This window comes from Gemmatimonadales bacterium, from assembly GCA_030697825.1.
Lineage (GTDB): Bacteria > Gemmatimonadota > Gemmatimonadetes > Gemmatimonadales > JACORV01 > JACORV01.
On the sequence record JAUYOW010000319.1, the window covers coordinates 19894 to 31830 of the forward strand.

The 11937-nt window shown below is 71.0% G+C and carries 13 protein-coding genes; 9 read left to right on the forward strand and 4 right to left on the reverse strand.

The annotated features are described in order from the left end of the window. Window positions 1-13 precede the first annotated feature (13 nt). From Q8Q85_15965 to Q8Q85_15980, 4 genes are all read left to right on the forward strand, one after another. Window positions 14-694, forward strand: a complete 681-nt coding sequence (locus Q8Q85_15965) for a sigma-70 family RNA polymerase sigma factor (GenBank protein MDP3775756.1) — start codon at window positions 14-16, stop codon at window positions 692-694. 84 nt (window positions 695-778) lie between these two features. Continuing rightward, window positions 779-1360: a zf-HC2 domain-containing protein gene (locus Q8Q85_15970; GenBank protein ID MDP3775757.1), complete on the forward strand. Its 582-nt coding sequence runs from the start codon at window positions 779-781 to the stop codon at window positions 1358-1360. Window positions 1361-1386: 26 nt separating this feature from the next. Then, window positions 1387-4584 carry a CHAT domain-containing protein gene (locus Q8Q85_15975; protein MDP3775758.1) on the forward strand — a complete coding sequence of 1066 codons (3198 nt, stop codon included), beginning with the start codon at window positions 1387-1389 and terminating at the stop codon, window positions 4582-4584. A gap of 227 nt (window positions 4585-4811) precedes the next feature. Continuing rightward, the gene (locus tag Q8Q85_15980; protein MDP3775759.1) at window positions 4812-7355 is read left to right on the forward strand and encodes an Ig-like domain-containing protein; all 2544 of its coding nucleotides are present in this window, start codon (window positions 4812-4814) and stop codon (window positions 7353-7355) included. Between the two features lie 292 nt (window positions 7356-7647). Here the strand turns inward: Q8Q85_15980 and Q8Q85_15985 are convergent, their stop codons facing one another. Beyond that, on the reverse strand, window positions 7648-8808 hold the full coding sequence (locus Q8Q85_15985; protein ID MDP3775760.1) for an ATP-binding protein: 1161 nt from the start codon (window positions 8806-8808) through the stop codon (window positions 7648-7650). On the opposite strand from Q8Q85_15985, the gene Q8Q85_15990 reads away from it, so the two are divergent. Further along, window positions 8809-9018 (forward strand): hypothetical protein, encoded by a 210-nt coding sequence (locus Q8Q85_15990; GenBank protein ID MDP3775761.1) that lies wholly within the window; start codon window positions 8809-8811, stop codon window positions 9016-9018. 16 nt (window positions 9019-9034) lie between these two features. On the opposite strand, the gene mazF is transcribed toward Q8Q85_15990, so the two are convergent. Together mazF and Q8Q85_16000 are read right to left on the reverse strand one after the other, a co-directional pair. Beyond that, a complete protein-coding gene (gene mazF, locus Q8Q85_15995; protein MDP3775762.1) occupies window positions 9035-9385 on the reverse strand; it encodes an endoribonuclease MazF in 351 nt (116 codons plus the stop codon). Then, window positions 9386-9628: an AbrB/MazE/SpoVT family DNA-binding domain-containing protein gene (locus Q8Q85_16000; protein MDP3775763.1), complete on the reverse strand. Its 243-nt coding sequence runs from the start codon at window positions 9626-9628 to the stop codon at window positions 9386-9388. Between the two features lie 190 nt (window positions 9629-9818). Here Q8Q85_16000 and Q8Q85_16005 point away from each other — a divergent pair, with 190 nt between their 5' ends. The 4 genes from Q8Q85_16005 to Q8Q85_16020 all read left to right on the forward strand — a co-directional run bounded on the left by Q8Q85_16005 (window position 9819) and on the right by Q8Q85_16020 (window position 11329). Further along, the gene (locus tag Q8Q85_16005) at window positions 9819-10109 is read left to right on the forward strand and encodes a type II toxin-antitoxin system Phd/YefM family antitoxin (protein ID MDP3775764.1); all 291 of its coding nucleotides are present in this window, start codon (window positions 9819-9821) and stop codon (window positions 10107-10109) included. Then, window positions 10106-10492, forward strand: coding sequence for a PIN domain-containing protein (locus Q8Q85_16010; protein MDP3775765.1), 387 nt, complete (start codon window positions 10106-10108; stop codon window positions 10490-10492). The genes Q8Q85_16005 and Q8Q85_16010 overlap by 4 nt, the downstream gene beginning before the upstream one ends. A 71-nt stretch (window positions 10493-10563) precedes the next feature. Further along, on the forward strand, window positions 10564-10773 hold the full coding sequence (locus Q8Q85_16015) for a hypothetical protein (GenBank protein MDP3775766.1): 210 nt from the start codon (window positions 10564-10566) through the stop codon (window positions 10771-10773). Beyond that, window positions 10754-11329, forward strand: a complete 576-nt coding sequence (locus tag Q8Q85_16020) for a nucleotidyl transferase AbiEii/AbiGii toxin family protein (GenBank protein ID MDP3775767.1) — start codon at window positions 10754-10756, stop codon at window positions 11327-11329. The genes Q8Q85_16015 and Q8Q85_16020 overlap by 20 nt, the downstream gene beginning before the upstream one ends. A 39-nt stretch (window positions 11330-11368) precedes the next feature. Here the strand turns inward: Q8Q85_16020 and Q8Q85_16025 are convergent. Beyond that, on the reverse strand, window positions 11369-11937 hold a 569-nt coding region (locus Q8Q85_16025; GenBank protein MDP3775768.1), incomplete at its 5' end, for a DUF72 domain-containing protein.

The window sequence follows — 11937 nt, forward strand, 5'->3', positions numbered from 1 at the left end:
GGCTTTCCAGCCGGTGACGTACCATAGAGTCGCCTCCTCTCCAACACCGGTGCGCGCCTCGCTTCCTACCGAGCTCACGCGCCTGCTCGAAGCCGCCGACCCGGCGAGCCGCGAACAGGCTTGGGACGACTTTGTCGCCGCCTACAGCCGCCTGCTGCTCCACACCGCGCGGTCAGTGGCGCACGACCACGACGCCGCGATGGATGCGTACACCCAGGTTCTCGAGGGGCTGCGAGCGGACCAGTGCCGGCGGCTGCGCGCCTACCAAACGGTTGCCCACGCCAAGTTCACCACCTGGCTGGTCGTGGTGGCACGCCGCCTGTGCCTCGACCATAGGCGCATCCGCTACGGCCGGCAGCCGGAAGCCGGCGCGGATGCCAGCCCGCTGCGCCGGCGCCTTGCCGACCTGCTGGCTGAACAACTGGACGTCGCGGACGTGCGAGCATCGGACGAGGATGCCGCGGCTGTCATCGAGGCGGACGAGCTTCGCCGGCTGCTCGAGGCCTGCTCGTTGGCGCTGGATCCTGCCGACCGCTTGCTGCTGAAGCTGCGCTTCGAGGACGATCTGCCGGCGCGGGCCATCGCCGAAGTCCTCGGCTTTGCATCTGCTTTCCACGTTTACCGCCGGCTGGACAAGGTCACGGCGGCCCTGCGCGACTGCCTGCGGCGCCGGGGAGTGACCGGGCCGGCGTGACGGCGCAAATCGGCCGGGCCGAGCCGTTGAATGGAGTGACGATCGGGGTGTTGAGTGCGCCCCGGCCCTCGACAGAGGACGCGGATGCCTGACGGAAGCCCGATAGTCCACCTGGAGATCGCGGAGATCGCCGCCTTCGTGGATGGTGCGCTGCCGGCGGGGGAGCGTACCCGTGCGGAGGCCCACCTGGCGGACTGCGCCGAGTGCCGGGACGAGCTGGTGGCGGTGGCCGCCCTGCTGCGTACCGCGCCGCGCCGGCGCGCCTGGATCGTGCCCGCCTCCCTGGCCGCGGCGGCCGCGGTGGCGTTGCTGCTCGTGCCGGGTCTGTACCTCTCGAGCCGCCTGGATGGCGACCGCCATCGCGAGCCCGCCGTCACCACGACGGTGGCGCCGACCGCGATCATGCCGCGCGGCGATATGAACGCGGTGCGGGAGCTGATGTGGTCTGCGGTGCCGCGCGCCGGCCGCTATCGGGTGGTATTGCTGGATCACGGCGGCACGCTCGTCTGGCGGACGGAGACACCCGACACGGCGGTGAGCATCCCCGATTCCGTGCGGCTGCGCGCCGGCGTGCCGTATTTCTGGAAGGTGGAGGCTGAGACCGGCTTCGGCCGGTGGGTGGCCTCCGACCTGGCGGATTTCGTGGTCGGCGGGCGGCCCAGGTGATCGGGCCCGCATCATTGACCGCGGTCGTGGCTGCGATCGGCGCCTGGACGCAGTCGCCGCAGACGGCCGACGAGGTGCGCGCCCTGGCGCGCAGCGGCACGGAGGCGGCGCTCGTGGCGCGCAGCCGTGAGGTTCCGGATGCCGTGCGCGACGCACTACGAGGCCTGTTCGTTTCGGCGGCATCCGCATCGGACTCGTCGGAGGCGTACCTGGAGCAGGCGCGGCGCATGGCCCGCGCCTATGCCGCGGCGTGGCGCGATTCGTTCTTGGTGCGGCAGGTCGCCGCGTTCACGTCGTGGTCGCCGCCGCAACGCCGTCTCAAGGTTTCGGCCGACAGCCTCCGCTTGGCGGGCAACCAGGCGTTAGGCCGGCTCGGTGTCGCGGCCGCGATGCGGGCGTGGCGCGAAAGCCTTGAGCGGTGCGAGCGGCTGGGCGATTCGACCGGCATGGGGGCCGCGTTGGGGAACATCGGCGCGGGCTTCTACGGCTCCGGCGAGCTCGACAGCGCCGAGGCGTACTTCGGCGAGGCTCGCGTGCTCGCGGAGGGAATCGGCGACCACCGCACTCTGGGCAACGCCGTGGGCGCGCTCGCGAACGTGAGCCGGGACAAGGGTGACCTCCGCGGCGCGAGCCAGCTCTACGCCCAGGCCGCGGAGATCCGGCCCCGAAGCGGCGACACGCGGGGCGTGGCCGCCGACCGCAACAACCTGGGTCTCATCGCCCAACGCCTGGGCGACTGGGCCGGCGCGCGCCGGGCGTTCGAGGACGCGCTGGCCCTCAACCGCCGGTATGGTCGGGGCGAGGCGGCGGCGCTGAATCTCGTCAATCTCGGCAACGTCGCGAGCGCGGAAGGCGAGTACTCCGAGGCCGCGGTGCGGTATCGCGAAGCCCTGGCGATCCACCGTGACCTGGAGAACCGGGTCGGCGTGGCGTCCGTCTTGCACAACCTGGGGCTCCTCGCACTGCGCCGCGGCGACTACCGGGGCGCAGCGGCCGCGCTATCCGATGCCCTTCGGATCTACGACGTGACCGGGCCCGACGCGGAAGTGATCGCGGTGCGGCGCGGACTCGCCGACCTCAAGGCCGCCATGGGCGATCTACCGGGCGCACTGGGCGAGTTGAGGCGTGCCGAACGTCTCGCGGCCGGGCGCGGCAGCGGGCCAGCCGCGCTTGCGGCGCTCGCGCTGGCGCGGGCCGACCTCTCGGTCCAGTTCAACAGCCTGGCCGAGGCGGACCTCCAGTACGCGCGGGCCGAGCGGCTCTTCCGCCGCGCCGCGGACCCGGCGGGTCGGGCGGAAGCCCAGCAGGGTCGGGGGATGCTGCTGCTCATGAGCGAGCGCTACGTGGCGGCACAGGCGGCGCTGGAAGTCGCCCTGCGCGTGCAGGAAGCGGTGGGCGACCCGCGCCCGGCAGCGCTGACGCGCTTGTTGCTGGGGGAGGCGCAGAGAGAGCGCGGCGACACGGCGTCGGCGCGCCGCACGCTGACCCAGGCGCTCGACACCCTGCGGTCCCTGGGCGACGTGGTCGGCGAAGCCGTCGCGCTCTCGGCGCTCGGCGACCTGGAGTCGCAGGGCGCCATGTTCCTCGCCGCGGAGGCGTTCTACCAGCGCGGGCTCGGCCGCCTCGGGGCCCGGCCCGTGCCAAGCGTGGCGTGGCGCCTGCACGCCGGCCTAGGTCGCGCGCTTCGCGGACGCGGGGCGCTCGCGGAGGCGGCGCGTGAGCTAGGCGCCGCCGTAGACGAGATCGAGAGGGTCTCCGGCTCGCTGCCGCTCGAGGAGCGCCGCGCCGACTACCTGGCCGACAAATGGGAAGTGTACGCGCAGCTCGCCCTGGTCGAGCGCGCCCGCGGGCGCAGCGAGGCGGCGTTCGAGGTCAGCGAGCGGCTGCGGGCGAGGCAGGTGCTCGATCTCCTGGCGCGCGGCCGCGTCACCCCCACGCGGGAAGGAACCGACACCCTGGCAGGGCGGGAGCAGGACCTGCGCCGCCGCATTTCGGATCTCACCCGGCAGATCGAGGGCTCGGGCCCGTCCGATCCTCAGCTTCGCGGCCTGACCGCGCCCGTCTCCGGCGGGGCCCTGGAGGCGTTGGCCGGAGCGCAGGCAGCGTACGCAAACCTGCTGCGCGAGCTGCGGGAAGCGCGCCCGGAGTACGCCACGCTGGTCCGCGGCGAGATCGCGGCGGCGCGTGAGGTGACCGGCCGGCTGTCGGCCGACGAGGCGCTGCTCGAGTACCTGGTGACCGACTCCGCGACGGTGGTGTTCGTCGCGACCTCCGACAGCATCGCCGCGATAGACCTCGACATCACGCACGACGATCTCGTGACGCTGGTGGATTTCGCCCGGGGCACGCTGACGCGCCCCGACCGCTCGGCCGCTCGGCACAACTGGCGGGCCGGGCTGCGCCGGCTGTTCCAGGAGCTCGTCGCGCCGGTGGAGGCGTCCGGGCTGCTGGCGGGAAAGCGTCTGCTCCTCATCGCTCCGCACGCCGAGCTGCATTACCTGCCGTTTGCCGCGCTGGTGCGTCAGGGCGCCGCGGACCAGTTCCTCGTCGAGCGGTACACCGTTGCCTATGTGCCCTCGGCCTCGGTCTGGCTGCGGCTGGCCGAGCGTCGCGCGGTCCGCTCCGGGGGTGGCGTCCTGGCGCTCGCGCCCCAAGCCGGCACGCTCCCCGGCTCGCGAGCGGAAGTCGCTGCCATCGGCCGGATCTACGGTGATCGCGCCCGGGTGCTGGTGGGCCCGGCGGCGTCGGAGCGCGCGTTCCGGGAGGTGGCGCCGCAGCAGGGGATCATCCACCTCGCCACCTACGGCGTGCTCAACAAGCACAATCCGCTCTTCTCTTTCGTGGAGCTCGCCCCGCAGGGCGCCGAGGACGGCCGGCTCGAGGTGCACGAGGTGTTTGGCCTCGGTCTCAGCGCGCGCCTCGTCGTGCTGAGCGCGTGCCAGACGGCACTCGGCTCCGGCTCCCTCGCGGACCTGCCCGCGGGCGACGATTGGGTGGGCCTGGTGCGGGCGTTCTTGTTTGCCGGAGCATCCAAGGTGCTGGCCACGCTCTGGCCGGTGGAGGATCGCGCCACGGCGAGCCTGATGGAGCGGTTCTACACCGCGCTCGAGGCCGGGCGCTCGGAGGCGGAGGCGATCGCCGAGGCTCAGCGGAGCCTGCTGCGCAATTCGGCGACCGCGCATCCGTTCTATTGGGCAGGGTTCGCGCTAGTGGGCGGCCAGTGAGCCAAGGAGTCATTATGCTGATCCAAGGAGTCATTATGCATCGGGTGCGTGCGGTGGTCCGAAACCTGGTGCCCATCGGCGTGGTGGCCGCACTGGTGACCTGTAGCGACGACCCGACGCGTCCGCCTCCGCCTCCGCCGCCGAGCTTCGAGTTCGTGGTTTCCGAACCCCGTACAGCGCCGGTCGGTGCATCGTCCCAAAGCGGACCAAGGGCCCCGTCGGCGCAGATGGCCGACGGCATCATCTACGTGTCGCTCCCTTCCGGGACGGTGCCGGGCGGCCGGAGCGCGGCGATCCGCAATCTGACCAACGGCTTCGCGGCGACAACGGACGTCGTGGACGGCGGGTTCGATCCCGTGCCCCTGGTGGCGGGCGTCGGCGACTCCGTCGAGGTCGTCATTACGGATGGCTCCGGCGGAACGACCAGAGCCGCGCTGAGGGTGCCCGCGCGCCGGCCACCGGTCATCGTGCGGACCGTGCCGCCCAAGGGCGGGACGGACGTGCCGCTCAACTCGCTGATCAGGGTCGTGTTCAGCGAGCCGATGGACTCCGGCACCATCACGACCGAAACCGTGCGGCTGATTCGGAACGGCACCCCCGTCGCCGGCCGAGTCGTGCTCGCGGCCGACGGCCTGCGGGCGGACTTCGTGCCGGATGCGCTGCTGGACCGGGCGACGGTCTACACGCTGGCGGTGGAGAGCGGCGTGGCCGACCTCTCCGGCGACGTGCTCGGCCAGAACGTGGCCGCGGACTTCACGACGGGGAACCAGACGGGCGCTTCACCCGTCTCGTCCGTCACGATCACGCCCGGGAACGCGGACCTGGTGGCGTTCGTGGGCGATACGCAGCCGGTCTTTCCGGGGATGGTGTTCATGTCGCCGGGGATCGTGTCGCTCACCGCGACCGCCCGAGACTCAAGCGGGGCCCCGGTCACGAGTAACACCGCCGTCTGGACGAACTCCAGTCCGTCAGTCACCAGGCTGGACACCACTAGGCTGGTGACGGCCGAGCCTGCGGGCGCAACCGCCTCGGTCCAGGTGTTGGCTCCCGGCCGTGCCACGATCACGGCGACGGTTGACGGTGTTGCCGGGACAGCGGTGATCACCGTGCTGACGGCGACGGTTGCGCCCGCGGCTGCGACGCTGCGGGTGGGGGAGACGGTGCGCGCCGTCGCGACGGTGAAGGATTCCGCCGGGAGGGTGCAGACCGGGTGGACGGCGTATTGGTCTTCGCGCCGCAACGCCGTGGACGTGGGGTCGAACAGCGGGCTTGTCACCGCGCTGGCACCGGGTGTCGAGCTGGTCACGGTGACCTTCCAGTATCCGGCATTGTTCGGGATCGGGGTCGGCGGCTCCGCGTTCGCCAGGATCACGGTGGGGTCCGGTGGGCCGCTGTCGTCGGTGGTAGTGGAGCCCGATACGGTGCGAACGGTGCCGATCGGAAGGGTGCTTCTGAGGGCCACGGTGCGGGATGCCAACGGTGCGAACACCTATGCCCCTGTGAGTTGGTCCATTGCTCCGCAGCAATGCGGCCAATTCAATTGCAACTCGGTCGAGCCCGACGGGAATGTGTGGAATGAGGCCTGGGTTCAAATGAACGACCAGGCCGGCACCTATACCGTTACGGCGACCGCGGGGGGCCGAAGCGATACCACCACGGTGATCAGCGACTACATCACGGTCGCCGCCGTGAGCGAGGGCTCCGACGGCGGATTGTACGGCGGCGCCTGCGTGCTGACGCCCAACGGAGAGGCGTACTGCGTGGGCCCTCACGGCGCTTCAGGCTACGGTATGGTCCATTTCGGCTACGTCGGTCCCGTGGCCGTCACCGGCGGACTCAATTTCTCCGCGATCAGCAGCGGCGTCTCGCACCGCTGCGCGCTGACGGCGGCCGGAGTCGCGTACTGCTGGGGGGCGAACTCCTACGGCCAGCTTGGAACGGTCGCGAGCCTCCAAGACTGCAACCCAGACCCCCGAATCGGCCTTGATTGCAGTCCTTCGCCGGTCCCCGTTGCCGGCGGGTTCAACTTCGCGCGGATCACGACCGCGTACTCTCACACCTGTGCGCTCACCACGGCCGGTGCGGCGTATTGTTGGGGTGAAAACGACGCGGGACAGCTCGGCGACGGCACCACCATCAGCCGTTCGACTCCCGTCGCCGTGGCGGGCGGGCTCAGTTTCACGGAGGTGAGCACGTCAGTCGGTCACACCTGCGCTCTGACCGGCGCCGGGCTCGCCTACTGCTGGGGGAACAACGGGGCCGGAGAGCTTGGGAACGGCTCCACGACCAGTAGTTCCACGCCGGTGGCGGTCACGGGCGGGCTCACCTTTTCACGCATCGCCGCTGGTTCAGGCTACGCTGGTTGGGGCAACACCTGTGCTATCACCGCCACCGGTGTGACCTACTGCTGGGGCAACCGGTACTCGCTGGCCAACGCGTCCTCGGCGAACAGCCCGGTTCCCGTTCCGGTCGCGCCCGGGCTCACCTTCACGGAGCTCGGCGGGGCAGGCGGGCGCTGCGGCCTCACGGCCGGCGGCGCGGTCTATTGCTGGGGTGCCTACTACGCGAACTACTCGGACGACAACGACACCCTGATCACGGTGGGCCCCTCGCTGCTCGGTGGAGGCCTGGCGTTCGCTTCGCTGAGCCCGGGCGGCGACTGGGCGTACGTGTCGTGCGGGATCACAACCGGCGGCGTGGCGTACTGCTGGGCCAGCGTCGGTTACGGGCCGTTCCGTGGGGAGCCGCGCAAGCTGTGGGGCCAGCGGTGAGCGGCGCACCCGCCAAGAAACTAAAGAGCCGGGGAGACATCCTTCCCGGCTCTCTCGTGCTGCGTGGCCTGTCAGCCGCTGCCCCTGTGCCAGTCGAGCCCTGAAGGGCTCGCTTGGCCACTGGCGCACGCTGAAGCGTGCCGAGGGGCCCGACGTCCAGGGCGCGCAACAGGCCGAGCGAGGGCTTCAGCCCTCGACTGCTCCGAGCCCGCGCTTCAGCCCGCGACCTCCGCGTCGCCGCGAGGCGTCAGCTTGGGGCGGTCCGCCGCGTGGCGGCGCAGCCTCCGAGGTCCTACACCAGCGTCGCCAGCGCCTCTACCCCGACCGCCCTCACACCGGGCCTGAGCGCCTCCCCCGCCGCCGTGGGCGGCCCCGGCCGGTGAACGACTAGCCGAGTGAGGCCGTACCCGGCGACCGCCCGGCTGAGCCGCAGCAGCGGCTCCGCATCGCCCGGCCGCACCGTGCGCGAGGCCTTGGCCTCGATCAGCAGCAGCTTGCGGTGCCCCGTCGGCACCACGAAGTCCACCTCGAGCCCCTGCTGGTCCCGGAAGTGATACAGCTCCGCCCGCCGGCCACCGGCGGCCTGCGCCTTCGCGATCTCGGCCGCCACGAAGCCCTCGAACAGCGGCCCGAGGAAGGGTGAGGCCGCGAGCGCCCGCTCCGTCTCGAGGCCGAGCAGGTGACAAGCGAGCCCCGAATCCGTGAAGTAGATCTTCGGAGACTTGATCAGCCGCTTCCCGAACGACTCGAAGAACGGAGGCACCAGCAGGATCTGGCCGGTGATCTCCAGGATGCTCAGCCACTGAGTCACCGTCGGCACCGACACACCCAGCGGGGCCGCCAGGTCAGTCTTGTTCAGCAGCTGGCCCATGCGGCTCGCCACCAGCGCGAGGAACCTGCGGAACGTCGCCAAATCGCGAATCCCCGTCACCGCGCGGACGTCGCGCTCCAGGTACGTCTGTACGTAGGATCGGAACCAGATGTCCGCGGCGGCGGGCCTGGCGATCACCTCCGGATACCCGCCGCGCCGCAGGGACACCTTCGCCGACTCGGCGATCGAGAACGGCAACAGGTGCAGTACGGCCGCCCGGCCCGCCAGGGACTCGGTGACGCCGCGCATCAACGGCGCCTCCTGGGACCCCGTCAGCAGCCATCGGCCGGTGCGCCGCGGCGCGTCGTCCACCCGCGTGCGGACGTAGCTCAGCAGCTCGGGGGCGTTCTGCACCTCGTCCAGGATCACCGGAGGGCGCAGCCCGTCCAGGAAGCCGCGCGGGTCGGCGCGCACCCGGGCCAGGATGTCGGGATCTTCCAGCAGCACCCATGCCGCCCGCGGGAACTGCCGCCTGAGCAGCGTGGTCTTGCCCGCCCGGCGGGGCCCCGTCAGCAGGACGACCGGGAATTGGCGGGCCGCACGCGCCAGCTGCGCGGCCAGGAGGCGGGGGACGTAGTGCATGTGAGAATCCTAAAGTTGCACCTTAGAAAACTCAAGTACGTCTTCGATGCCCGTGTCCTTGCCGCGCGGCTGCTCGACTCGTACGGCAACGGCGCGCGGGTGGAGGAGTACGCCGCGACCGGGAACGCGGTGTGGCGCATCGAAGGGACCCCGGCTACTGCTGGCAGTTCTTTAGGCCCGGCCAGCCACTGGAGCTCGGGCCAGCGGTGAGCGTCGCCGCGAGGCGTCAGCCTTGAGCGGGGGACAGCAGCGCGCCGAGCTTCTCGAGCACCTCCAGCGTGGCGGGCGCCGGTAACCGGCAGATGAACCGGGCGCGCCGGGCCCGCCAGTCGAGGCTCTTCACCTGGTCTGAGAGCACGGCTCCCGACACGTCGAGCCCCGGCGGTAGCCGCACCTCGAACGGATAGCCCTTCACTCGGCTGGTGATCGGACACAACACGGCCAAACCGACTTTCCCATTATAGGCCGCCGGAGAGACGACCAGCGCGGGGCGGCGTCCCGCTTGCTCGTGGCCGGCCTGCGGCTTGAGCGACACCCACACCACGTCGCCGCGGCTCGGGACGTAGCGTCCCGGCACCTACCAGGCTTCCCGGCCGACCGGGCCCCCGAAGTCCTCCTCGCCGTGCACCATCTCCTTGCGGACGCCGGCGAGCAGGCTCTTGAGCGTGTACCGCGGTGGACGCAGCGGCTCGGCCACGAGCTTCCCGTCGGTGATGGACAGCCGGACCTCCCCCCCCTCAGCCATCCCCGCTTCCACGGCGTACGGCTTGGGGATGCGCAGCGCCAGGCTGTTGCCCCACTTCCGGACCCGCGCCCGCATGCGACGCTCCTTGTATCTACAATGAATATACCGGTCGCCTCTCGCGAACGCTAGGGGCCAGCCGTCACCCCACCGTCAACCGAGGGTCGCCAAGCCACTGGCACGACGTACGTCTCCCGCGGCAGTCGTGCGGAAGGGCAGCGGGCAGGGCGTGATTGACGAAGGTAGCTTCCAGGAGCTACCTTACCGTATGCGCGCCGTCGGCCTCAAGATCCTCAAGAACCGCCTGGCCGAGTACGTCAGGATGGCGGCGAGTGGGGAAACCATCCTAGTCACCGACCGGGATCGCATCGTGGCCGAGCTGGTGCCGCCCCGCGAGGGCCGCGCGTCGCGGCTGCACGACGCCGTGTTGGCCGAAGCCGTGCGCGAGGGCTGGCTCAGCCCGCCGCTGGCCGCCGGAGACACGCCGCCCCCGCGCGCACCCGTCGCCCCGCTCCGCCGTCTGCTCGAGGAGCTCGACGAGCAGCGCGCCGAGCGGTGATATACCTCGACACCTCCGTCGCTCTCGCCCACCTGCTGGCCGAGGATCGCGCGCCGCCGGAATCGCTGTGGCGTGAGACGCTCATCTCCAGCCGGCTGCTCGAGTACGAGTTCTGGACGCGCATCCACGCGCGAGGCCTGACCCGCTCCCACGGGGAGGCCGCTCGGGCGCTGCTGGCCCGCGTCGGCTTCCTGGAGTTGTCTCCCCCCGTGCTGGCGCGAGCACTGGAGCCGTTCCCGGTGCCCGTCAGGACGCTCGACGCGCTGCACTTGGCGTCGGTTCAGTTCCTCAAGGGTCTACAGGCCGACGTGACGCTGGCCAGCTACGATGAGCGGCAGAAGGCGGTGGCGAGAGCGCTCGGCATCGGAACCGCGGACGTGTGATTGGCGCACGCCAACCATGACGATGGCGGCCCGGTCGGGGCGGAGGGCCGGGCCGCCGGCTATATTGACCCATGGTCAATCCGACGGCCGGTTGGAGGGCCTTCGAGCTCGCCGACGAGCGGGAAGCGGCGGGACTCAGTTACGAGGAGGCCTTGGCCCGGTTCGCCGCGCTGTGGGCGTACGCGCGCGAGGTCCGCCCCGACATCGGTGCGGACTGGGAAGAGGACGTGCGGGCGGACATCGCGGTGGCGCGCGCCCTGAATGGCCTCCCGCCCGGCTGAGCTGCCGTCCTTTGTGGCCGCGCTCGCCCGAGCCTTGGACGAGCGAGGCCTTCCCTTCATGCTGATCGGCGGTCAGGCCGTCCTGGTCCACGGCCGTCCGCGACTCACCGAGGACATCGACGTGACGTTGGGTGCCGACCCGAGCCGGCTCGCCGACGTGCTGGCGGTCTGCGCGACGCTCGGGCTCGAAGCGCTTCCCCGCGATCTCGAACGCTTCGTGCGCGACACCTTCGTGCTGCCCGCGCGGGATCCCGCCACGGGCATCCGCGTGGACTTCATCTTCTCGACCACGCCCTACGAGCCGCAGGCCATCGAGCGCGCCGATCACCTGACGATCGGCGGCGCCGACGTGCCGGTGGCCACCGCGGAGGACCTGATCCTTCACAAGCTGTTCGCCGGGCGTGCGCGCGATATCGAAGACGCCGAGAGCGTGGTGCGCCGCAAGGGCGGTGCGCTCGACTGGGACTACCTCAGGCGTTGGGCGCGGGAGTTCGCCGGCGTGCGGGGGCGCGAAAGCCTCCCGCCCCAGGTCGAGCAGCTCCGCGGCGATCGCTAGGCGGCCGGGGCGCCAACCCCTCTTCGCCGGTCGCGAGTCTCAGCCCGCGACCTCCACATAGGGCTCCAGGGCCGCGCGGTACGTCTGGTACAGCACCGGCGGCGCCTTCACCTTTCTTCCCTCCAGCATGGACCGGATCATCAGCGCGTTGGCCGGCCCCTTTCCTTCGAAGTGGTTGTTGGAGATGACGTAGACATCCTGCACTCCATCGGCGGATGCGACTCGCCTGATGCGGTCCACCCACGGCTCCAGCTCCTCGGCCGTGTAGAGGTAGTCATAGCGCCGCGCCGAGTTCTCGTTGTGCTCGAACCAGGTGTCGTAGCGGCGGCCGTGGAAACGCACGTAGCCGATCGCGCTCGTGGCCCCCGCGGTGGGCCCGATGGACTCGCCGATCACCGGCTGGTCGATGTTCGCCCAGCCGAGGCCGAGGTCCTTCAGCATCACCGCGTACTCGTGCTTCGCCCACGAACCGTGGCGCAGCTCCACGACCATCGGCCACCCCGCGAAGTCATCGGAGAGTTTGCGGATCACGTCGCGGCTCTCGTCGGAGGGCTTGAACGACCACGGGAACTGCGCCAGCACCGCGCTGAGCCGTCCCGCCTCGCGCA